The sequence below is a fragment of the Nitrosomonas sp. JL21 genome (assembly GCF_009833095.1).
Classification (GTDB): domain Bacteria; phylum Pseudomonadota; class Gammaproteobacteria; order Burkholderiales; family Nitrosomonadaceae; genus Nitrosomonas.
This window is the reverse complement of the sequence record NZ_QRCB01000001.1, coordinates 21,479-45,695: the sequence shown is the minus strand read 5'-3', so window position 1 is coordinate 45,695 and position 24,217 is coordinate 21,479. Positions and strand designations below refer to the sequence as shown.

18 protein-coding genes and 1 tRNA gene are annotated in these 24,217 nt (G+C 47.3%); 9 read left to right on the top strand and 10 right to left on the bottom strand.

What is annotated here, in order from left to right; all coding sequences use genetic code 11:
* Positions 1–2: 2 nt before the first annotated feature.
* The 7 genes from ABF87_RS00200 to ABF87_RS00170 form a co-directional block, all read right to left on the bottom strand.
* On the bottom strand, positions 3–596 hold the full coding sequence (locus ABF87_RS00200; protein ID WP_240143448.1) for a hypothetical protein: 594 nt from the start codon (positions 594–596) through the stop codon (positions 3–5).
* Complete coding sequence (locus ABF87_RS00195) at positions 587–1,123, bottom strand: PilN domain-containing protein (protein ID WP_160827114.1); 537 nt, start codon at positions 1,121–1,123, stop codon at positions 587–589. The genes ABF87_RS00200 and ABF87_RS00195 overlap by 10 nt, the downstream gene beginning before the upstream one ends.
* Positions 1,111–1,944 (bottom strand): hypothetical protein, encoded by an 834-nt coding sequence (locus tag ABF87_RS00190; protein ID WP_160827113.1) that lies wholly within the window; start codon positions 1,942–1,944, stop codon positions 1,111–1,113. The genes ABF87_RS00195 and ABF87_RS00190 overlap by 13 nt, the downstream gene beginning before the upstream one ends.
* Positions 1,925–3,613 (bottom strand): GspE/PulE family protein, encoded by a 1,689-nt coding sequence (locus ABF87_RS00185; RefSeq protein ID WP_345789861.1) that lies wholly within the window; start codon positions 3,611–3,613, stop codon positions 1,925–1,927. Before ABF87_RS00185 ends, ABF87_RS00190 begins: the two co-directional genes overlap by 20 nt.
* Positions 3,613–4,797, bottom strand: a complete 1,185-nt coding sequence (locus tag ABF87_RS00180; RefSeq protein WP_160827111.1) for a type II secretion system F family protein — start codon at positions 4,795–4,797, stop codon at positions 3,613–3,615. Before ABF87_RS00180 ends, ABF87_RS00185 begins: the two co-directional genes overlap by 1 nt.
* A gap of 9 nt (positions 4,798–4,806) precedes the next feature.
* A complete protein-coding gene (gspG, locus tag ABF87_RS00175; protein WP_160827110.1) occupies positions 4,807–5,241 on the bottom strand; it encodes a type II secretion system major pseudopilin GspG in 435 nt (144 codons plus the stop codon).
* Positions 5,242–5,522: 281 nt separating this feature from the next.
* Entirely contained in the window at positions 5,523–6,212 is a 690-nt protein-coding gene (locus ABF87_RS00170) for a zinc metallopeptidase (RefSeq protein WP_160827109.1), read from the bottom strand.
* 569 nt (positions 6,213–6,781) lie between these two features.
* Here ABF87_RS00170 and ABF87_RS00165 point away from each other — a divergent pair.
* Together ABF87_RS00165 and ABF87_RS00160 are read left to right on the top strand one after the other, a co-directional pair.
* Complete coding sequence (locus tag ABF87_RS00165; RefSeq protein ID WP_160827108.1) at positions 6,782–10,795, top strand: PAS domain S-box protein; 4,014 nt, start codon at positions 6,782–6,784, stop codon at positions 10,793–10,795.
* Positions 10,796–11,303: 508 nt separating this feature from the next.
* On the top strand, positions 11,304–12,668 hold the full coding sequence (locus tag ABF87_RS00160) for a cytochrome C (RefSeq protein WP_345789856.1): 1,365 nt from the start codon (positions 11,304–11,306) through the stop codon (positions 12,666–12,668).
* Between the two features lie 15 nt (positions 12,669–12,683).
* Here ABF87_RS00160 and ABF87_RS00155 read toward each other — a convergent pair whose 3' ends face one another.
* Complete coding sequence (locus ABF87_RS00155; RefSeq protein ID WP_160827107.1) at positions 12,684–13,373, bottom strand: VIT family protein; 690 nt, start codon at positions 13,371–13,373, stop codon at positions 12,684–12,686.
* Between the two features lie 455 nt (positions 13,374–13,828).
* Positions 13,829–14,104: a DDE-type integrase/transposase/recombinase gene (locus ABF87_RS00150; protein WP_160827106.1), complete on the bottom strand. Its 276-nt coding sequence runs from the start codon at positions 14,102–14,104 to the stop codon at positions 13,829–13,831.
* Positions 14,105–14,564: 460 nt separating this feature from the next.
* Between ABF87_RS00150 and ABF87_RS00145 the strand changes: the two genes are divergently transcribed.
* From ABF87_RS00145 to ABF87_RS00130, 3 genes are all read left to right on the top strand, one after another.
* Positions 14,565–17,900 (top strand): Ig-like domain-containing protein, encoded by a 3,336-nt coding sequence (locus ABF87_RS00145; RefSeq protein ID WP_160827105.1) that lies wholly within the window; start codon positions 14,565–14,567, stop codon positions 17,898–17,900.
* 860 nt (positions 17,901–18,760) lie between these two features.
* Positions 18,761–19,075 carry a hypothetical protein gene (locus ABF87_RS00135; RefSeq protein WP_160827103.1) on the top strand — a complete coding sequence of 105 codons (315 nt, stop codon included), beginning with the start codon at positions 18,761–18,763 and terminating at the stop codon, positions 19,073–19,075.
* A gap of 246 nt (positions 19,076–19,321) precedes the next feature.
* Positions 19,322–19,585 (top strand): hypothetical protein, encoded by a 264-nt coding sequence (locus tag ABF87_RS00130; RefSeq protein WP_160827102.1) that lies wholly within the window; start codon positions 19,322–19,324, stop codon positions 19,583–19,585.
* 121 nt (positions 19,586–19,706) lie between these two features.
* Here the strand turns inward: ABF87_RS00130 and ABF87_RS00125 are convergent.
* Positions 19,707–19,782: transfer RNA gene (locus ABF87_RS00125), tRNA-Arg, on the bottom strand.
* Between the two features lie 484 nt (positions 19,783–20,266).
* On the opposite strand from ABF87_RS00125, the gene ABF87_RS00120 reads away from it, so the two are divergent.
* The 4 genes from ABF87_RS00120 (at position 20,267) to ABF87_RS00105 (ending at position 24,205) form a co-directional block, all read left to right on the top strand.
* On the top strand, positions 20,267–21,532 hold the full coding sequence (locus tag ABF87_RS00120) for an NAD(P)/FAD-dependent oxidoreductase (protein ID WP_160827101.1): 1,266 nt from the start codon (positions 20,267–20,269) through the stop codon (positions 21,530–21,532).
* Positions 21,533–21,797: 265 nt separating this feature from the next.
* Entirely contained in the window at positions 21,798–22,409 is a 612-nt protein-coding gene (locus ABF87_RS00115; protein WP_160827100.1) for a hypothetical protein, read from the top strand.
* Between the two features lie 243 nt (positions 22,410–22,652).
* The gene (locus ABF87_RS00110; protein WP_160827099.1) at positions 22,653–22,910 is read left to right on the top strand and encodes an acyl carrier protein; all 258 of its coding nucleotides are present in this window, start codon (positions 22,653–22,655) and stop codon (positions 22,908–22,910) included.
* Positions 22,907–24,205 (top strand): hypothetical protein, encoded by a 1,299-nt coding sequence (locus ABF87_RS00105; protein WP_160827098.1) that lies wholly within the window; start codon positions 22,907–22,909, stop codon positions 24,203–24,205. The genes ABF87_RS00110 and ABF87_RS00105 overlap by 4 nt, the downstream gene beginning before the upstream one ends.
* The last annotated feature ends 12 nt before the right edge of the window (positions 24,206–24,217 follow it).

Sequence of the window (24,217 nt, the reverse complement as noted above, 5' to 3'; positions counted from 1 at the left end):
CGTTATTTGTTCAGAAAAAGATTAATTTCAAGACGCAGTTCAAGCCGGTCAGACGAGACGGCATCGCGCTTGATGGCGATTGCGGAAATGGCCATCGCGGGCACGGCTTCGAGCGCATCGGCAATGAACGCGCGGATCTGGGCATAATTGCCGCGGATCGGCAATACCATTTCATAGCGCGCCAGCCGGGCATCCTGTTCATTGATCAGGCGGTATTCGCTGCTGCTCAATTCCACATTCTGTTTCTTGGCGATGCGCACCAATTCGCGGATCCAGAATGGCGACGAATCGATCATCGGGAAGAAGTCATAAAATGCCTGCAATGCCTGATCGCCGGTCATTTTTTTCGCAGCGTCGGCATCGCCCGTGGAGGGTTTCTGGGCCTGTATCTGTAACGTTTCAGCGCGCTCCTTGAGTTGCTGCAGGGCCGTTTGTTGCGGCACGACCGCCGAGAAGAAATAAATGGCCGCGACTACCAGAAGGCCGATGCCGATCTTGCCGAGCGTACCGAGCCGCCCGGCTTGCCAACGCAACTGCGGCATCCATTGGGTCAATCTCGTAGACAGAGTTTCAACGTTTAATCGTTTTAAATCCATGTGGATGTCAGCAGAAAAATGATCGGACGGTGCGGATTATCCTGTTTGATTTTATAGTTCAATAAATGCACATTTTCAAATACCGATTCGCGCTCCAGCGCTTCGACAAAATCGAGCAACTCAGACATCGATCGGGCTTCTCCGCTGATGCGCAGTGTGCGATTCCCGACATTCGGTTGCAAGGACAATAACGCGATATGCTCGGTCGACGCGGATTCAATGGAGTCAAACAATGTTTCCCACGGCAAATTCAGTTGATCCAGAATCGTGTTGGCCTGCGCAATCTCTTTGCGGATTTCCTGGCTGAATTCTCTGACACGGGTTGAGCGGCTGCGTGGCGCAGCTTTTTGCTGCTGCTGTTTCTCCAGGCGTTCAACCCGGCTGCTCCAGTAATTGACCTCTTCGGTAATATGCCGGTATTGCAGGAAAATACCGATCATGATCAACAAGCCAATCAGCAATATCGCATAATCGACCTGCGGAATCGACTGTTCCTGATACGGGAATTTTAATTTCAGGCGGGACATTGATCAATCTCGGGTTGATCGGTATTCACCGATGGATAATGTGCCGGGATGGGTATTTGTTCAGTCGGGATCGGCACGATATTCCATCCGCAATTGACCGGCAATGTCAGTTGCACATGTTCCGGTGCGAATATATACACTGAATCCACAGTTTCCTTGTTTCCCAGAAAAATCGCCTCCTGATCCAATATCGCCAGCAGTTCATCAGCAGCGCTGTGCAATATGCGCTGGTTGCGAATGCTACGCCAGACGCCATCGATCAGAATGGAGACGCAGATCCGGCCGGCTTCTATCACGGCGAGATAAATGGTATGGCCATTCAGCAGCTTGTGCCAGTGATCATGGATCGATGCCAGGTAAGGCTCGATAGTTTTAAGCTTGCATTGATGCCGCGCAGCCAGCTCTTCCAACTGAGTCACCAATATCCGTGGAATTGCCGCGCAAATGGCGCCGGTGATGGGGTGCCATTCACTGACACTCAGTACCCACGCATCCATCCGCTCGGCATAGATTTCCCGCATCCGGAAATTCGCATATGACTTGACCTCTTCTGGGCTGGCGATTTCTGCCTGGGGAGGCAGCGTCACATAACGCACGAAGTGATTCGATAAGGTAACCGACAATTCTGTTGCGGCAGCATCGATCAAATTTTTTTCCAACTGCTGCAACGCCGATTGCCAGGCAGCAGCGCCCTGCAAAGCTTGGCAATGCGCAGTGATTTTGGCGGTTTGCACCGGTTTGAGGCCCCGCGAAAAGCGGACCAGATCCACTCGCTCGGGCGCAAGAAAAACCTGTATCTGATCACGCCACAATCGTGACACGGTTGGCCTCCTCCAGACTGGTTAAACCTTGCTTGACCATATCCAATGCCGCCTCGCGCAGAAATCTCGTGCCATTGTTGCGGGCGGCTTCCTTGATACGGCGGATGGGTTCTTGCGCCACGATGAGTTCACGGATTTCATCGTTGAGGAGCAGAATTTCAGCAATCGCATTCCGTCCCCGGTAACCGCTTCCCCGGCATTGGCCGCAGCCCTTGCCGCTGCGGAAATGATAGTGTTTCACGGTATCGGCCTCGATTCCTGAGTCTGCCAGCAGTTCTTCGCTCGGTTGCTCATCGGTGGAACAATGCGGACATAACAGCCGCACCAGCCGTTGCGCGGCGATTCCATTCAGCGCGGATACGAAACTGTAAGGATCGACGCCCATATGCGAAAATCGGCCAATGACGTCGAACACGTTATTGGCGTGCACGGTCGTAAACACCAGGTGACCGGTCAACGCCGCCTGGATCGCGATCTGCGCGGTTTCAGCATCGCGGATTTCGCCGACCATGATCTTGTCGGGATCATGCCGCAAGATCGAGCGCAGGCCGCGGGCAAAGGTCAGCCCTTTTTTCTCATTGACGGGGATTTGCAGCACCCCCGGCAGTTGATATTCAATCGGATCCTCGATGGTAATGATTTTATCGCTGCCTTTGTTGACTTCAGAGATTGCGGCATACAGCGATGTGGTCTTGCCACTTCCGGTCGGCCCGGTCACCAGCAGCATGCCGTATGGTTCTGAGCTCAAGCGGCGGATGCTCGCGATCGCCGCCGCATTGAATCCCAACTGATTCAGCGTCAATCCCTCAATATGGTCGGACAGCGCTTGTCGGTCGAGAATACGTAATACCGCATCTTCGCCAAAAATGCTCGGCATGATCGAGACGCGGAAATCGATTTCGCGACCCTGGATGGAAATTTTGAAGCGGCCATCCTGCGGCACGCGGCGCTCTGCAATATCCAATTCGGACATGACCTTGATGCGGGATATCACTTGCTCCGCCAAATCCCCACCCTGGATCACGCCGATCGAGGATAGCACGCCGTCGATGCGATATTTGATCGATAGCGCGCCGACCGTCATTTCCAGGTGAATGTCGCTGGCCTGGGATTTGTGAGCATCGTAGAGCGTCGAATGCACCAACCGGACGACCTGACTGGTGCCCTCATTGATGCTCTTTAACGATAAATCTTCGATACCCGTTTGCATCTTGTCCAACTCGGTAGAGTGCAAAACCTGATCCATGGCGCGCATGGTTTTTTCTTGCTGGGCAAAAAAAGCCGTTAAATCGCCTGGATGCACCAAATGCCATTCCACCGGCAGATTGAAACGCTCTTCCGCCCAGGCGCGAAGTTTGGGGGAAAATGGGTTGCTGACTGCGAGCAGATAGCGCTGCTCATGGCGAAATAACGCGCATTCATGAATGATAGCTTCGGCAAAGGGCAGTACGTCAAATGCCGGCGTCAGCGTATGGATCGTTTTCATCTCCAGCGCAGGCATGTGTAGTAATTGCCCAAGCTGCTGCGTTAGTTCGTCCGGCGTATGGCCGCCAGCGTCTTCCAAAGCCTGAATCACTGAAATGCCCTGACTCAGGGCGCGTTTGCGTGCGCCGATCAGATCATTCAGGCTGATCGGCGGTTTGTCCTCGGAGGTTAGCGTGGTCTCGATCAATTGATGCTTCCAGCCAATTCAAAAATGGGCATATACATAAGTATGATAATGCCGCCAATAATGATGCCGATGAATGCCATCAGCAGCGGTTCAATCAGTTTGGTGGTCCATTCGACCCAACGGGCGATTTCCTCGTCGTGAAAGTTTCCGATGCGCTCCATCATATCGCCCATCAGTCCGGTGCGTTCTCCGACGCGCAGCATGCGATTGCCCACCGCAGTCGTAAGTCCTTCCTGTTCCATCGCACTGGAAATCGTCTTGCCTTCGCGGATATGTTTCGCGGCCGCTTCCACTTTCGGCCGCAGATGGGATTGCAGCAAGCCGCTGACCATTTCCAGCGCCTGCGTGATCGGAATCCCGCCACGCAGCAGCATGCCGAGCGTCTTATAGAAGCGGGCCAGTTGATAAACGCGCATATGTTCGCCTATCGCCGGGATACGCCATAACAAACGTAGCACGCCGGCGCGAAACGAAGAACGGCTGACGGTGTAAAAAATCATCGCCACCGCTGCTGCGGCAATTACCGCTAATTCGAAGCCGCGCTCATGCACGAATTGCCCCCATTTGATCAGGAGCAATGACAACCACGGCAGATCGCTGCCCATATCGTCATAAATCGCACTGAATTTCGGAACGACAAATACCATCAGGAAAATCGATACCAGAAAGCCGACCACCAATAACAGCACCGGATAAATGGATGCGCCGACCAATTTTTTGCGCACGAAATCCATTTGTGTCTGGTAGGAAATGAAGCGTGTCAGCGCCTCCGGTAAATCGCCGGTGCGCTCGCTGGCGCGGACCGTGGCAATATACAGCGGCGGGAACGCAAGCGGATATTCTTCCAATGCTTGCGAGAAGGTCACGCCTTCGTAAAGCCGAGTCAGCAGATTCTGGATGATTTTGCGATTGCTCGCATCCTGTTCTTTCTCAAGCAAGGTTTCTATGCCTTCTACCAAGCTAAGTCCAGCGGTTTGCAGCGACAGCAGTTCCTGGCTGAAGTGTACGAGCGGAAAATGGTGCCGGGCTTTCAGGGAAAAACCTGAAAAACTGCGCCGCACACTTAATACCATACCACCCTGATCGGTGACTTGCAGACGCGCCTCCTCTTCGCTGTTTGCTTCCAGCTCGAGGTATACGGTACCTTGCCCGGCCATCACCGCTTTGACTTCATACCGCATGAGCAATCATTACCAATTTTTGATATCGGCGGCCTCACCTTCGCCGCCTGGCTGGCCATCTTTTCCTAATGACAGCAAGTCGAATTCCGAGCGCTCGCCAGGGTATTTATAGATGTAAGGACGTCCCCATGGATCAGGAGGCGGCATTTTCGCCAGATAAGGGCCTTGCCATCTGGCCTCATTGCTGGGACGGGTCACCAATGCAGCCAGTCCTTGCTCAGTGGCCGGATAACTGCCGACGTCGAGGCGATATTGGTGCAGCGCTTTTTCGAGTCCGTCGATTTGCGCCTGCGCCATTTTTATTTCCGATTTACCCACTTGCGAGAAATACTTCGGTCCGACATAGGCCGCAAGCAAGCCTATGATCACCATCACAACAAGCAGTTCGAGCAATGTAAAACCACGTACTGCCTTGACTGATTGCTGTCTGATCAAATGCATCATATGAGTCCTCTAACTTAAAATTACGGGTTATTCTACTACGGGGTAAATGATTGATTAACGATAAATACGCATGGTAAGTGGCTTATTTCACAGGGTCAAGACAAAATAGACCAAAGGAAAGTCTGAAAAACTGTTGTGCTCCCTGCTGTTGCATTGGAATCGGGCTCAAAAGTTCATTTACGACAGCTCAGTCGCCTTTTTTACCTGGGTCTGCCCTGCCTTGTCCATTGCTCGCCGCCTTGTCAGAGCCCTCCTGACATCTTTCCAAGTCTCCGCAACAATCATCGCCGCAATATGGCCCACCATCGCCCAATATTGAGCAGTGTCATGAGTGAAGCTGAAACATAGGTCAAGGCTGCGGCGCGAAGGATTCTTCTTGCATGTGGGATATCATCCTGAAACAAATATTTACCATGCTGGAGCATGGGCAAGGCGCGAGCGAAACTGGCATGTAATTCCATGGGCAATGTCAGCAAATGTATCACGGCTGCACTACCCAGTGTCAACAATCCTCCCAGCAAAAACAATGCGCCAGCCGTGGGCGCCCGGGTGATGATGGTAATTATCGGAGCAATCATCAGAATGGCAGCCCCGAGTTTCTCAGCCGGGGCGACGATCTGCACCAGGCGAGTGCGGAATTTCAACGGTAAATAACCATCCCGATCCTGAATGGCATGCCCAACCTCATGTGCTGCCACAGTAACCGCTGTCAGCGATTTGCCATGAAATTTATCAGGAGTAAGCCGCACAGCTTTGGCTATCGGATCGTAGTGATCGCCGATCTCGGATAATTCTACCGTGACGGTTTGCAGATTCGCCCAGTCCAGCAAAATGCGCGCCAATTCGCCACCCGTCCCTGGGTATCGATCATCCGGCTGACTGTATTTTGCAAGCGTATGCTTAACCCAATACGAAGGCCCGACGATCAATATTGTGAGCAGAATGACAAGAATTAAAGCGAGATAAAACATGATTAACTGGAGAAATGATAGCGCGTACAGTATGCATATTACTTAATGAACGCTGATTAATGTTGCGAACCGAGGGAGTGAGTACCGCGCAACGGAGAGAATCGCTCGCTCAGCCAATTAATCAGTGCTGTCCTAACACGCGATCTCGTTGATAACAGGAACGCTCTTATCAGAGTAGATGATGTGGGATTGGTTCCCCGCTGAAATTGCGCTGGAATACTGCCGCACTCGGCCAGTTGCGTTGAAATCAAGCTCAAAATACTCATCCATTCTCCTAAATTGCAGGGCTGGACTGATTCCAGCACTGTTTACCACGCAGGCTAACTCTTTAAGAATTTTCTTAAAAAACTGTCAGATTTACCTTTCGTATCAGAAGAAGGGTATTATGGCCGCTGAGTTTGATCATATGTTGAGATCAACGTTTTTAGGTAAGCATTCGCATCATGAGAATGAAAAGATCGCGAACGAGGACAGGAAAGCGCTCTCAACCAAGCCTTCTGCATTTTATACATTCATCCATCCACCGAGCAGCGCAAGAAAATGATTTTTATTGAAAATTCTTCCACTTCATGTCGAGCAATCATTCTCTAGCTGCTTATCTTCGGTATCTTCTTCAATGGTCGCTATTGGCTGGATTGTATTTTGCTTTTGGCTATATCAGTTTCTTAACGACCGTTTCAAATCATGTCGTGACGCCGGTTTTTTTCATGGCCGAGGGCATTGCGCTTGCCGCGGCTATTCGATGGGGCGCGCAGGTTTGGCCGGGTATTTTTTTGGGTCAGTTGGCACTGGCGTTAACTACCGATCTGGGATTTTTACCTTCCTTTCTGGTCGCGGCGACCAACAGCATTGAAGCCATCATCGGCGTAAGCCTGTTCAGGCGCTGGAATATTGATCCGCACCTCGATAGCGTTCGCGATTTCAGCCGGTTGCTGGTCATGATCTTCTTGATTCTGCAGCCATTCAGCGCCACGCTGGGAACCGCGACACTATGGTTTTTTGAAGCCATTCAGAAATCAGCAGACCTGTTTCAAGCCTGGTCGTTCTGGTGGATCGGGAATTGCATGGGACAGTTTCTGATTACTCCGGTACTGTTGATTATTGCGACTCAATCCCGGCGGCTTGAATTTATTCAACGGTCGATTCGTGCAGCGATTCTGCCGATGGCACTGATTTTGCCAGTAACTTGGATAGTGTTTGGCAACACAGTTTTTGGCAGCGTTTCGCTGGCGTTGGTGATGTACGTGCCCTTGCTGATCTGGATTGCTATAAAGAGTGGATTGGCCACCGTATCGGTGGTATGCAGCGGGATCACCTGGCTGGCTTTGCATGATACTGCGCATGGTTATGGCCCGTTTGTCGTGGATCAGAGTCCTAATATCTTCGATATGAATATCTTTATCGTGGGCATTTCGTTGACAGCGCAATTCGTCAGCGTACTGTTCACCGAAAACACCAAGGTAACATTGGAACTACAGGAAAGCAGAACCAAGCTCTACGCCATGATCAACTCATCGCCGATTCCCAAGGCGATCTGCGATGATCGCACTGTTCTTTTGGTGAACAAATCATTCACTCGATTACTGGGGTATACGCTGGAGGATATTCCGACGCTCTCGGCTTGGGGACAGCAAGCTTTTCCCGACGCAGCATATCGTCAATGGGTAACGTCCACATGGGCTCACCGCCAACAAACAGCGCTCCAGGGAAATACCGATTTCGAACCGCTGGATATCACTGTTCAGGGCAAGAATGGCGCTTTGTGCACCATGGTCGCAACGGCTTCGTTATTCAAATCCAATGCCGCCGGCAAGCAGTATCTCATTGACCTGATAGACATCACTGCCTGCAAGAATCTGGAAAATCAACTGGTCAGAAACCATGAATTCCTTGAAGATCTTTCCAACAGTATCCCTGGGTTTATCTATCAGTTTCAGCGTTTCCCGGATGGACACAGCTGTATTCCTTTCGCCAGTAAAGGGATACAAAAACTCATGGGAATATCTCCCGAGGCGGTCATCGAGAATGTCGCGCCGATAACGGCCATTATTCATCCTGAAGACGCGAATAAGCTTGGTCGATCAATCAGGAAGTCGGCGGAATCGTTGAACGACTGGTATTTTGAATTTCGGATTATTGTCAGACCAGGTGAAATCCGCTGGATCCATGCTCAATCCAAACCTGAAAAGCAAAGCGATGGCAGTATCGTCTGGAATGGCTATGCGACTGATATCACCGAGCTCAAGAATGCTTCGTTACGATTTGAAGCCTTGCTGGATTCAGCCAGCGATGGCATCCATATTCTGGATGAAGACGGCAATGTCGTGCATTTCAGCCGATCATTCGCAAAAATGCTGGGGTATACCTATGAAGAAACGGCGCGTCTGAACGTCATGGATTGGGACGCCAAGATCCCCAAGGATAAATTGATTGGCACGGCGCGTGAAATCCTCCGTTCACCGCGCGTATTCGAGACGCTTCATCAACGTAGCGATGGCACGATTTTCGACGTCGAGATCAATGCCCGGGGAATCGAAATATCGGGCAAAAAATTCATTTACGCTTCATCGCGCGATATCACTAGCCGTAAGTCGCATCAGAAAGAATTGGAGTATCAGCGTATGCGCTTATCCAATATCATCGAAGGCACGCACATCGGCACGTGGGAATGGAATGTCCAGACCGGAGAAGTGATTTTCAATGAACGCTGGGCCCAGATTATCGGATATCGACTGGATGAACTGGCGCCGATTTCGATTGAGACATGGCTTACATATGCTCATCCGGATGATTTGCATAAATCCGAAGTGCTTTTGAAGGCCCATTTTGCTGGAAAACTTTCCTATTATGAAGTCGAAGCGCGCATGCGCCACAAGCACGGACACTGGATCTGGGTGTTGGATCGCGGCAAGGTATTGAGTTGGACTGACGATGGCAAGCCGCTGATGATGTTCGGCACTCACCAGGACATCACCGATCTGAAAGAGCGTGAGGCCTTGCTGATCGAGGCTCGTCAGCAAGCGGAAGCAGCCAATATTGCCAAAACCCGGTTCCTGGCGATGATGTCGCATGAAATCCGTACACCGATGAATGCGGTATCGGGAATGGTTTACCTGCTCAGCAAAACCGATCTGGATTCGCGCCAGAATATGTACCTTCGCAATATAGAAGGCTCATCGAACATTCTTTTAGGAGTCATCAATGACATCCTGGATTACTCTAAAATTGAAGCGAATAAAGTCGAATTGGATCACGTACACTTCGACTTGAACAACGTCCTGGAAAATCTGGCGGCCATGGCTTCAACCGCCGCGCTCGATAAGGCAATCGATGTGTTGTTTTATGTCGAACCGGCTGTGCCCCGCTATTTCGTCGGCGATCCCATCAGGTTGAGTCAGATATTCGTCAATCTCACCAATAATGCGATCAAATTTACTGACCGCGGTGAAGTGATCATCCGCATTTCCGCCGAAGCTACTGATCAGCCTGGAATCATCATGCTTGCTTTCAGCGTGGCGGATAGTGGCATCGGCATAAGAGCCGAACAACTGAGCACGCTTTTCCAGGCATTTTCTCAGGCTGATACCACGATTACCCGTCGTTTCGGAGGCACCGGCCTAGGTTTGTCCATTTCAAAGCGATTGGCGCAGCAGATGCACGGCACCATCACCGTTGACAGTGAATATGGCAGAGGCAGCCGTTTCCATGCGACCGTCCGATTGCAACAGTCCGAGGAGGCTGCTGCGTCTTGGATGAAGATACCGGAATCCTTGCATTCCTTAAATGTAATGATCGTTGATGATCATGCCGCGACCAGGCAGGTCGTTCTGGAAATTGTGCAATCGCTCGGATGGAAGACGGTTACTGCCATCTCGGGCACGCATGCGATCAAACAGCTTGCCGCCTTTAAGGCTTCACCCTTCGATCTGCTGTTGATCACCATCAGAAAACATGACCCGGATCCTTTCCAAGTGTTGCACGATATCGAAACCGCCCTGCCCACTGAGCGGCAACCGAAGATATTGTTGATTACCGGCACCATGGATGCTATGTTTTCGAAAAACATCGAACGGAACAGCTTGATCGGCGCCATCATCAGGCCATTCACTGCAGTGGGTCTAACTGAAGCGGTGGTCGCACTATTTGATAAAAAAATAGCAAAAGAGGTTAATCGAACACAAATGGGAAACGATGCACATCAGCAATTCTCCAATGCGCACGTTGTGGTGGCGGAAGATAATGAATTCAATCAATTACTCATGTCCGAATTGCTGGGAAATTGGGGCATTGGAGTGAGCCTGGTGCAAAATGGCGCCGAATGCATCGATTTACTGAAGGCGGCAGACCACCCCTATGATCTGATTTTTATGGACATTCAGATGCCAGTCATGGATGGAATGGAAGCAACGCGGTACATTCGTCAGGATATGCAGTTAACGACTCCCATTGTTGCGCTGACAGCCAATGTCATGGAATCCGATCAGCAAGGCTTCATCCTTGCCGGTATGGATGCCTTCCTGCCGAAACCATTCGACCCTGAAGAGCTGCACCAGATTCTGCTGCGATTTATCAATCCTTCATAGTCATTAACAGACCATTGTTTAATCAAAAACGCAACCGACTCCTTCTACATATCAATAGAACTGTACAGCTAGCAATGATGGGCTTATTACTTTCTTCGTAACTTTTCACCTCTAAATCAATATCCAAAAGCTAACCTAGAGACAAATAAAGCATTCCGCCGCAAGCAGCGAGTTATTAATTTCGCTCTTCAATCTGATGGTTTTCAACCAGCTTTCGCCCCCAAGGGGCGGGGGATTGTACCCGCAGAGATTAAAACTTTACTTTTGAAATTAGAGGTAAACCTCTTTTCTTCACAGGAAGTTTAATTATTAATTGTTTCACTTCACAAAAGATTGAGATAACCAAGAACATACTATTATTCTTGATAATGACATCTAGCAATGATCCAAAATAATTCCAATGTTGAGCCTAATTGGCATATATCAATTGGTCAAGAGCGTTATGCGTAATAGAACTCCAATGCACTCACTACCAGTTCATTGATGAATATCTTCCAAGGAGTCAATTGTGATTTTATCTAAACAGGTTTTGTACTCAGCTTTATTGCTGTTCACGATTTCAATGCTTAGCTTCGACAGTATAGCCATGCCAAGTTTTGCCCGTCAGACGGGCATGGCGTGCAGCTCTTGTCACGTCCAATCTTTTGGTCCCAATCTGACGCCAACTGGGCGAAATTTCAAACTAAACGGTTATACAGCGAGGAAAGAAACCGACAGCAAATTAAAATATATACCACCGATCAGCGGTATGCTCCGGGGATCTTTCACCCATACCATGAATGATCAACCGGGCGGAGCAGCAGAGCGATACGGCCGTAATAACAATAACACCATCGATGAAGCCTCAGTTTTCTACGCGGGCCGGATTACATCCCATCTAGGGGCTTTTGTTCAAGGAACTTATGGCGGGGTTGAAGACAAATGGGAATTAGATAATGCAGACATTCGCATGGCAGATCATACAACGTTGAGTAACAATCATTTGGTATATGGCATTTCAACCAATAATTCCCCTTCGGTATCCGATCTCTGGAATACGACCCCAGCGTGGGGATTTCCCTGGGCGTCCTCTGAACTCGCACCTACACCTTCTGCCGGCCCATTAATTGATTCGCTGGGAAGTCAGGTTATAGGAGCAACCGGTTATGTCATGTGGAGGGATCTTTTATATATAGAAGCGGGTGCATATACCATGCTACCCAAGAATGCTCAAAAAGGAATTGGAACATTTGATTCTGAGCAAAATAGAATTAATGGCGGCGCTCCTTATTGGAGGGTGGCATTACAGCATAACTGGAATGGTCAATATGCATCAATTGGCGCGTATGGCTTGCAGGCCAACGTCAATCCCCAGCGATTCCAGGGATCAGGTACGGATAGTTATTATGATTATGGATTTGATACTACCTATCAATATTTAGGAGATATGGCGCATATTTTTGAGCTTAATGCCACTTATCTCAGGGAACAACGGGATATGAACGCCAGTGTGGCGCTAGGACTAGCAGAGAAAAAATTTAGTAGTTTGGATATCGCGAAAATTAGAGCCGGGTATACTTTCTTGCAAACGTACGGCTTAAATTTATTCTATACCCAAACTACAGGTACCAAAGATCAAATCATATTCAGTGCAGAAGAGTCTATTACTGGGAGTCGAACCGGTAAACCCAACAGTCAATCATTCACCGTGGAAGTGAGCTATACCCCTTTTGGTAAATCTGCGTCAACCTTAGCGACGCTTGCTAATCTGAGACTTGCTGCGCAATATATTCACAATTTCCAATTTAATGGAGCACATCATAACTATGATGGATTTGGCCGTAATAGTGCGGGCAATGATTTGATTTATTTCAATGGGTGGCTGGCCTTTTGATAATACACATAATGATCAAACAACCACACCCAGCCATCCGCCTACGGCTGCAGTTAAACTCATCGCAAGCGCCCCCCAAAATGTAACTCTGATTGCGCCCTTGGACATTTCAGCTCCTCCTGCACGGGCTGCCAAAGCGCCTAAAGTGGCTAAGAAAACAAGCGAAGATATTGCTACGGATGGTATGAGCAGCGAACCGGGTATATTCCATGCGACGAACAAGGGCAGGGCAGCACCAATGGTGAATGTACTCGCAGAAAATAATGCCGCTTGAATAGGACGTGCTCGAACCCTATCAACCAAACCCAACTCATCTTTTGCATGAGCTCCTAAGGCATCATGGGCCATCAATTGTTTTGCTACCGCATGCGCTAAATTCGAATCGAGTCCTCTCGCTTCATAGATATGTGCCAATTCCTTCAACTCATCGGCATAGTTATCATTCAGAGATTGTCTTTCAAGATCAAGATCTGCCATTTCTGCGTCCGATTGGGAGCTTACCGATACATATTCACCAGCAGCCATAGACATGGCGCCGGCGACAAGCCCAGCAACACCCGCAAGAATAATTTCAGCATGAGCGGGCTGGGCTGCCGCAACCCCTATGATAAGACTCGCGGTGGAAACAATGCCATCATTGGCACCCAGAACGGCAGCTCGTAACCATCCTGAGCGATGTGACCTATGAATCTCGACTTGGCTCATTGTATTTCCAGATTCTCAAAAAGATCAGAAGAACAAATATGGGAAAAATCTACCGTATGCTTGATAATGACTCTAAACTTGCGCTGCATCTAATCCATGGCTCCCAATCGCCGCACGGCAATCGAACTCGAATCATTCCAAATCTCTTGAGGAACAACCTCAGGCGAAATCTAAAAAATTGAAATTCTCATTGAGATAAATCCAGACGCTATCATGGTATACGTCGTCAAAGCAATTTGGACTAAAGGTTGGTTGAATTAAGAGATGGTTTAGCTCATCGGGGTTGGGTTGACTGATTTGTTAGCATAAAACATCTGGTGTCGCAAAGCCAAGGTTCGCCGTTTAATTTTTCTCTTTTATCCAGAATAAATTGGCCCCGACCATAAAAAGACATCAGCCGGTGTTAGATTATTCAATGCCTCATGGTAGCGTTGGTAACTGTAGTAATCGGCAAACTATCGGATGCGATCTTCCAATTCATTAGGGAAGTAGTAGTTTTCCAGCAAAATCTGGTTTTTCAAAGAACGATGCCAGCGCTCGATTTTGCCCTGAGTTTGTGGATGATAGGGTTTGCCGCGTGTGTGGATCATATTTCGATCTTCAAGATAATGCGCCAATTCACTCGAAATATAACTCGGGCCATTGTCACTTAATAATCGCGGTTTATATTTGACTTTGACCTGATCAAGTCCTGTAAAAGCGCAATGCATCATCGAAGGTATTTGACACATCACAGGTGTTCATAGAGGCACAAAGCCGCCAGGCAATGATAAAGCGCGAGCTGAGAGCTTTGATTGAACTGGGGTGGACAGTTTTTAAAATTGCGCATGAGCTTGGGAAAAGTGAGAGGCAGGTTATCGGTGGCTGAGAGGGGCCAAATGTAGGATTGAGATACGGGGGAAAATTATGGGATTATTAGCGTGTAAAAGATAATACTATGAAATTATTACAAATAACTTTGAAGATTAAAAACTTTGTACTAATGGTTTTGATAGCTGATCACTACAAAATTTGGGATCTTTGTCCCATATTTACTAATAAAAATTACCGGTTTTTATACTGAAATTTATAGGACATAAAACCACTATACCCTGAAAATTTATTTTGATATATTTCTTTGAATCTTAATAGCAATTAAGCGATATTAAAAGAAAATAATTATATTAAAAAATATTTTAAGGAAATTCTCAAATGGCAATTTCTGCTCCCATTCTTCGAAATAGCACACCGAGTGACAATGCCAGTGCCGTGGGGCTTGGCAGTAATATCAAACTGACCTTTAATGAAAATGTGAGGGCAGGATCAGGTTACATCGTAATAAGCAGCGATAATGACACCCGCACCATCGCTATAACGGATAGCACTCAAGTTACCTTCTATAACAATACGGTGACCATCAACCCGACCAACAATCTGAATCCTAATGCTACCTATAGTTTACAGATGGCTAGCGGTGTCGTTACAAATACCAAGGGTATTGCTTATACCGGCATCAGTGATGCCACTACGCTGAATTTTACCACGCTTACTGTGGCTGCTCCGCGCTTGATCAGCAGCAGTCCGGCCGATGATACAACCGCAGTTGCGGTGGGCAGTAATATCAAACTGACCTTTAATGAAAATGTGAAGGCAGGAACGGGTTATATTGTTATCAGTGACGGCGTTGACACTCGTACCATTGCTGTGACGGATAGTACTCAAGTCACCTTCAATAACAAGACGGTGACCATCAACCCGACCAATAATCTGAACCCTAATGCTACCTATAGCGTACAGATGGCTAACGGTGTCGTTACGAATACCAAGGGTGTGGCCTACGCCGGTATCAGTGATGCCGCCACGCTGAATTTTACCACGCTTGCTGCGGCTGCCCCGCGCTTGATCAGCAGCAGTCCAGCCGATGATGCAACTGCAGTTGCGGTGGGCAGTAATATCAAACTGACCTTTAATGAAAATGTGAAGGCAGGAACGGGTTACATCGTAATAAGCAGCGGTAATGACACCCGCACCATCGCAATAACGGACAGCACTCAAGTCACCTTCTATAACAACACGGTGACCATCAATCCGATCAACAATCTGAATCCCAATGCCGCCTATAACATACAGATGACTAGCGGTGTCATTATGAATACCAAAGGTGTAGCCTATGCCGGCATCAGCGATGCTACCACGTTGAATTTTACTACCTCTGACATGATTGCCCCGACTCTCGTTAGCAGTACTCCGGCCGACGATGCGAGTGTGGTTGCACTGGGTACTAACGTGATACTGACCTTTAGCGAAAATGTGAAGGCCGGAACGGGCAATATCGTTTTAAGCAGTAGTACCGACACCCGCACAATCGCAATCACAGATAATAGTCAGGTTACCTTCAATAACAATACGGTGACCATCAACCCCACATTAGATCTTAATGCTAATACTATCTATAGCGTGCAGATGGCCAGCGGTGTCATCAAGGATATGGCTGGTAATGCCTATACCGGTATCAGCAACTCTGTCACCTTCAATTTTACTACCCAGGCTGGTACGGCAATAGAACTTTCGACGATCGAACAAAGCGATAACAATGGTGGTTTTGTTATTAACGGAACGACTCAATTTGGACAAAGTGGCTGGTCTGTCAGCGGTGCTGGGGACGTCAATGGCGACGGGTTGGATGATCTGATTATAGGAACAAACCTTATGAATCGGACTGATGGCTATGGCGGCCCCACTTATGTCGTATTTGGCAAGAGCGATGGCGCTGCCATGGAGCTGTCAACGATTCAAAGCGGTATCGGCGGATTTGTCATCAACTTCTATAGTAAGTTTGCTCAAACTGGAGTGTCTGTTAGCAGCGCAGGAGACGTCAATGGCGATGGCCTGGATGATTTGATTGTGGGAGCACCACGTACTCAGGTATCTAATCTACCAGAACATAAAAACAACGGCGCCAGTTATGTGGTGTTTGGCAAGCGTGATGGTACGGCGGTGGAATTGTCTTCGGTTTGGACAGGTATCGGTGGCTTTGTCATTAACGGTAATGAATTGAATGCTATGGCCGGTTTATCTGTGAGTCATGCAGGAGATGTCAATGGCGATGGTCTGGATGATGTGATTATAGGATCAGCTCATGATGCCAGTTATGTAGTGTTTGGCAAGCGTGATGGTGCCTTAGTGGAACTGCCTGCGATTAAGGCAGGTATCGGCGGGTTTGTCATCAACGGGGTTAGTGCAGGTGATTACAATGGCAGGTCTGTCAGCGGCGCCGGAGATGTCAATGGCGATGGGTTGGATGATCTGATCGTGGGCGCATTTGGTGATGATCCGCATGGCAGTTCCAGTGGTACGAGCTTTGTCGTGTTTGGTAAAAGTGATGGCACTGTAGTAGAGCTGTCTAATGTTGAGAATGGCATAGGCGGTTTTGTCATCAACGGAGCTAATGCGAGTGATTATAGTGGATGGTCTGTCAGTGATGCCGGGGATGTCAATGGCGATGGGCGGGATGATTTGATTGTGGGAGCATTTGGTGATGACCCCAATGGCAGTAAGAGCGGCGCCAGCTATGTGGTGTTTGGCAAGAGCGATGGTACTCCGGTAGAGCTATCAAATATTAAACTAGGCAGTGGCGGTTTTGTCATTAACGGGGTCAGTGCGAGTGATGTCAGTGGCTGGTCTGTAAGCAATGCCGGGGATGTCAATGCCGATGGTCTGGACGATTTGCTGGTGGGCGCATGGGGTGATGATCCGCATAGCTCCTATAGTGGCGCTAGCTTTGTGGTGTATGGTAAGAGCGATGGCACCGCAGTAGAATTGTCCAATGTAGAGCGGGGAATTGGCGGTTTTGCCATCAACGGCATCAATTATCAGGATTACAGTGGTCGCTCTGTCAGTAGTGCCGGGGATGTCAATGGCGATGGCTTTGCGGATCTGATCATTGGGGCACCGGGTGATGATCCGCATGTCAGTGCGAGCGGCGCCAGCTTTGTTGTGTTTGGAGGGCAACTCAGTTCGGCAACCGCCGGCAGCACGGGTAACGATACGTTAACGGGTGACGGGGGTGCAAACCAACTGGTGGGCGGTCGTGGCGATGACCTTTTGCTGGGTAATGGCGGCGCGGATGTACTGCGAGGAGGTGCGGGGGATGACATTCTGGCAGTGTCTGATCTGAATTTTGCTTCGCTTGATGGAGGCAGTGGCAGCGATACTCTGCGCTTTGATGCGCCGTTGAATTTGGATCTGCGTTTGCTGGCGGATACCAAACTAAGTAGCATAGAAGTCATCGACTTATTACAAAACGGCGGCGACAGCACGATCAGTTTCAACATTACCGATATTTTGCATTTGAATGAAGCCGGTGCTCTGAAAATTCATGGCAATGCGGGAGATACCGTTAGTCTGGATAATGTCTCCAATGGTCAACCAGGTAACTGGGTCAATGCGGGAGGCGGCGTGTATCAATTTACCGCTGTCAATGGCGGTATAGGCATTATCGGTACGGTGACCATTGATCCGGACATGAGCGTTATTATTGTCGTTTAAGGATGATGTGATATAAAAAAATCGACCGTAACGTAAGCGATTGAGTTTTAGAAGAGGGAGGGCAATAAACCACCCCGTGGTAAGACCACGGGGTATTAGAAAAGCTCAAGTTGGCGCAACTCCTCTTTTGGTTTGCCTTGATTCTTTACATATCGCTCGACTACACCCCAATCTGCCTTTCCCCGACAGTTGCAACATAATAGCCGTCTGTCCAAAACTTACCGCCCCACAAATCTCATTTCAAATCCGGCTTCCTCTTAAATAATTCCCGCACTGTTATGCTTTTGAATACCCTAACAATATGACCCGATGCAATTTTAGGATGAGCCGTACAAACTATATGCACGTGATCTTTGCCACAACCTATCTGCTCAAACTCAATGTCGTATCGTTCTTCTATCTCTTTCGCTGTCAGCATAATAATTTCTACAACCGCCTCATCTAGCAGTCCTCGCCTGTATTTCACAGGAAACACAATGTGATAATGTATCTGCCATGCACAGTGGCTTGCTTTCTCTACAACATCTCGCATCCCTACATTCTAAAACCTAATTAGATCCCTGCGGCAAGACCACGGGGAATCACAAGTTGACCAAATATAAACATCCAAGGACAAAACAAGATCACTCGCAACGTTCCGAGTGAGACCGTCTCCGATAGAGCAAAGTAAGCCAATTAGGAAGTGTTACAGATACTTGCACGTAATTTGAAAAGTGAAGCAGGAAAATATTAAAAATTAAATAAATAATCCGAGTGAATAGAAGGGCTTAAATGGCTCTTATAATCGATTTCCGGATATGAGGAGCATGGTAATTTAGACGTATAAAACTAACGGACTATGTTTTCTGGAGCATTCTTAAATGCAAGTTATGATTTCCTTTATTGATCGTAAAACGAATTTACTTGTCTGCAACACTTTTTTTGATATTTCAAAAATAAAGGATTTAGATTTATCACCAAGACAAATCTATAATTACATTTGGGAGAATGCTAAGCCATATGAGATCAAGGGGGAAAAGAATGATTATCGGATCCACCTTTTTAGCCAATCAAATCATAATCAGGAATACCAAGAATTTGATGGAATATCAATTATTAAGAGTTCGGAAATCTCTACAAATATCGCTTCGGTTATCAACCTTCACGAATATCGAATGCGTAAATTAGCAAGTTAAGGAAATTCATTTTGGTAAAACTGCTTTACTAGTCCACATCTTCTTAATTATTAATTTTCAGCATAACAAAAAAACTATCTCTACAAAATCAAGCAAAGTTATTTCATTCCTGCTGGAAGTTCCTTGAGGCCAACCAACGATAAATAGATTTTGTGGTTTACCGTACAGATGAGCTTCAGTTAATTCGGTATCTTTGAGTCGCATTCCTCGAGAATGAACAATAACCTAAAGAAAAAAGGAAGGAAAATGAAATACTTATTATTGATTGGATTGATTACAGCAAGCTTTGTTTTTTCCAATGTTCATGCTGCCGAAACTGTAGCTGAAAAAACTGAAGCTATTAAAAATGATATTAAACGAGACGCCCATGAATCAATGCACCGAGTCGATGAGGCAGCCTGTACAGGAACAGACACAGAATGCGCTAAACGAAAAATCGAGAATAGAGCCGAAGAAGCAAAAGAGGTAATCAAGGACAAATCGTCAGAGATTAAAAATAAAGTAGATTAATACTAACTTCATTGACCAACTAAGACCCGCCCCTTGGCGGGTTTTTTGTTGCAAATGTTTGTAACCCCCAGAGTAACCCCGATCAATGCTATGCCAACAGACAATTATTCTTACTTATTGCTGGCACCCTGAACACGAATCGAACGTGCGACCTACCCCTTAGGAGGGGGTTGCTCTATCCACTGAGCTACCAGGGCGTGGACGGCATTTTACGCTAATATTGCTTCTGGCATGCATTTGATCCATCAAATTGAGAACATTGCACTATCACGAAAATTGCACCGGATGGATAATCATCGGACAAACTACCATTTACTATGCGATAGATCGAGAAATTCCGGAACTACTGGGTTTGCACCCTATCATCCTTCGATAAATCAGGATCCGGAGGATCCTTCACACTTCAGTCACCGGGCTAATAATCTGATGAATGTAGAGTAAACATTCAGTGATAAGAATATCTTTAACTGGCGGATTCAAAAAATAATTGCTCGTGTCATGGTTTTGGATATGTTACATTGCCTTTGATTTTTCTATATGTGTTAAAAAACTCTGAAAACCTACCGTGCTCGAACGTGTTGCTTTGCAATCAGATTCAAAAGATTCATTTATCACGGATAAGCTGCGGTTTCACATCGCTTCGGTCTCGACTGACCGGCGCTCACTCCTTTTAGCTAATGCATGAATTCCGGTAATCACTCCCATCAGAAAATTAATACGGTAGCCATACTGGGTGGCGGACCCGCTGCTTGCGCACTGGCGATTTTATTGTGCCGGGCTGGTTTGAGGGTGGCTATCTGGCATAAACCCAAAACTGCGCCGCTGATAGTAGGGGAATCATTGGTACCCGCAGTCATTCCAATGTTGCAAAATCTTGGTGTCGAAGACGCTATCCGCGACTTTAGTATGTTCAAGCCCGGGGCAACCTTTAATTTGAGCAAGGAAATCAATTTTTCTTTCTTTTTCAAGAATCTCACGGGTACCACGGCAACCTATGCATACAATGTGCCGCGCGATAAATTCGACATTACCCTATTAAACGCAGCAAAAGAGAATGGCGCAATGGTTTTTGAATCACCTGCCAACCTCGAGCGCATTCCCAATACCGAAAAAGTAACATTGACCCCGGAGACACTAGCAGGAACCAACGGTTTCTTTACACAGCATCCTGATATGATTGTCGATGCAACAGGCCGGGTGCGCTTGTTGCCAAAGCTGCTTAATATCGCAAGCAAGGAAGGCGCACGTAAAGATACCGCCTTATTCGCGCATGTCGATCAAACCTATTTGGATTACGATGGTCATGTGCACACAACCCGGCTGGATCATGGCTGGAGCTGGCGAATTCCGCTGCCAGGCCGCGTTTCGTTAGGTATGGTGATCAATTCGGCGCATTTGCCAAAGTTCGGTGAAACTAAAGAGGAGCGCTATGACAATTTGCTGAAGCAGGACTCGGTGCTGAAAACCGTCGCTGCTGACGCACAAAGAATTACTCCGGTCATGGAATACACGAACTATCAGTTGATTTCCGAACGAATGTTCGGCGATGGCTGGGTACTCGTCGGTGATACCGCAGGATTCATTGATCCCGTGTTTTCGAGCGGACTCTTCCTCGGGATGCAAGGCGCTTTCAAACTCGCAAAGACGATCTGCGATGGCTCTGAAGCAGCATTCCAGCGTTATGAAAATGAAGAAAAACATCATTTAAGAATCTGGCAGGAGATCGTCAGCTACTACTACGATGGACGATTGTTTACGTGTTTCAAGGTTGGGCAAAGCATGCAAAATAATTTTTTGGTTAAACTGCTTTATCCGCATATCGACAAACATATGGGCCGAATTTTCAGCGGCGCAGCTTCAACATCGCCATACAGTGTCGGCCTGCTGCGCTTTATCACTGAATACGGAATGAAAGGCGAAGATCCGCGGGAATTAATGATTCGTTAGGGGAATATTGTTCGCTTGATTCGAATTTTCTTACTATTTGATCACTGTGCACAGCGGTTCTTCAAAGTTTCCTTAAGAAACAAGCGCCATGATTTTCTGTGCTATGATCAAAAAAATCTATGACATGGTCTTACTGAATATATTTTCAAGTACCTTATTGCTAGTACCCTATTGCTGCAAAAATAAATCACGCGAACTAAGCATCTGTATTTGAATAAATTCTTGTCGGATATAGATTATTCAATGAAAACAAAGGGGAGTATGAATGAAAACCAGGAATCTTGGCTTTATCATGATATTAATGCTCAGCAGCATGATGATAGCAGGATGTAACTCAACCGGAGTACCCGGCAATACCAATGAAAATATCCCACTTATTTCCGGTTATACCTGTTGTAACTTACGCCATGAAGGGGGCGGAGACTGGATAAGCGAGCTCACTTATATCAAGTGGAACATGATTCCTTTAGGGACTCCGGCGGCAGTAACTGAGTATGGACGGAACCGTGCTCATGTGGATTTGGGCGGCAAGCCTATGCGCCTTGGCCAAGATTACACTCGGAAATCCCTGTCGCTTGAGCAATATGTAAGACGAATTATTGTTCCCGAAGATCCCAATATCAAACTGGCGACTTTTCCCAAGGAAATTCAGAATGCTATCAAACAGGGCAAAGTGATGAATGGCATGACCAAGGAACAGGTGATCATGTCCGTGGGTTACCCTTTGACGGACGAAAATCCTACGATGGATGCGCCACTGTGGCGGATGTGGACTGACAGCTTCAGCGAATATCAGTTGCTATGGAATGAAAACGGTCAGGTCAAGGATATCGTTACCGATCCGGTCACCAAAAATCTTATCGTCTATCAAAAATAAGCATTTAAACTCTGAAAAATTGGCGAGCGACGATCAGGCAACACATGTCAAACAGCATGAATGGCGGTGCCTGATGCAACCTGCGACCCCATTGAATGCAGCGCAGCAGTTTTTCAGAGTTTCCTCTTCCTTATACACCGCTGAATCGATCAAAGAAAAATGAATATCAATTTGTTCTCCATGAAAACAAATGACTCTGTCGCACAAGAGATTTCTTTAGTTTAGGAAAAAGATATCAATCTCATGACAGCACACATTTCACCTTCCGCTATCGCTGAAAATATCTGCTTCTTTATTCGCAACCATCTCGTGATCGGAAGTGTGGAAGTAACGCCTGCAACGCCGCTGGCCCGATTGGGTCTTGATTCATTTTCATTGATCGAGATTATTCTTTTTGTAGAGCGGCAGTATCAACTACAACTATCCGACGAAGCGCTTACCCAAGAAAATATCTGTTCTTCCGAAACGTTGGCCAACTATATTCACCAACACCTGTTATGAATCCAGACAAGCAAGAATGGCCTGCCAGGCTGTTACTTAGTGGCTCGGATTATTTTCAGTTGCTGCTCGACAACCACCACCGTCGGCATGGGTTACAGGGCAATATCGGTCGTTTTGCGGTGGAAGTGAAAGGGCGATTAGATGTCCGCCAGTTGGAACGAATCATCAACGACGATCCAATGTTCTACTGGTTACATTCGCTGCGTTTAAAAAAGCTATTGCCGTTCCGATTGCCTCAATGGATACGGGTTCAATCCGCCGATCCGATTCCGATTAATAGGTTTGAAGCATCTCAAAAGGATGAAAACATCCTTACCCAATTATTCCAGAGGGACATCAATCCCTATCACGATCCACCCTGCCGATTGGACTTGATCAATTTTGAACAGGATCGCACTATTCTGTTATTCAGTTGGAGTCACATATTACTGGATGCGTACGGTGCGGAAATTTTGGTGCGCCATATGGGCAATGCGTTGAATGACCAACCGATCCAGCTTTTTGCCTCAAAAGATACGCAGCGCTCGTTTATCGAACAGTTGAAACAGTCACAAAAAACGAGGGATTTCATTTTTTTTGAAAATAAACCGATCCTCATTTCTTGCTTGGGAAAACGCGACAGCAGGCAGATCAATTCTTATCACGCGCTGCAGTTTTCAAAAACGGAAACTGAACAGATCATCGCCAACTGCAAACATGCTGGCGCACGGTTCGGAAGAAGCCCTTTTTTACTGGCGGCTTGCATGCACAGCTTCAATGATTTGCTCAAACGCAAAGGGATAATCAACACCGCAATCTGGGTACCCATTCCCCAAAACAACAGAAAGAAAGGTGGCTTCGGTCCAGTCGTCGGTAATCAGCTTTCTTATCTGTTTTACCGTCTTTTCCCTCAACATTTGGAAACCATGCAAAAAACCGTTGACGTTATCCAGCAACAAATGATCGACCAGATGCGCGAAGGCATTCCCGCCAGTTTTAGCATCATGATGGACTTATTGCTGAGACTTCCTTTATGGTTATATGACAAAATCGTTAAATCACCTACTAAAGGGGCGCTAGCCAGTTTCTTCTTTTCCGATACCGGCAAGACATTGGAAGATTTCAATGACTTCTGCGGCTTACCCGTCAGCAATGCCGCCCACTATCCTCCCAATAGCAGTCACCCAGGCTTCACCATTATCTTCATGGATTTTCAACACAAGCTACAAGGCATGATCGCCTACACCGAAGCCACTGCAAACGAGGAAGACATAGCCTATTTTGAATCATCGTTGCGGAAAAATCTTTGTGGGTGAACAATTTTCTTA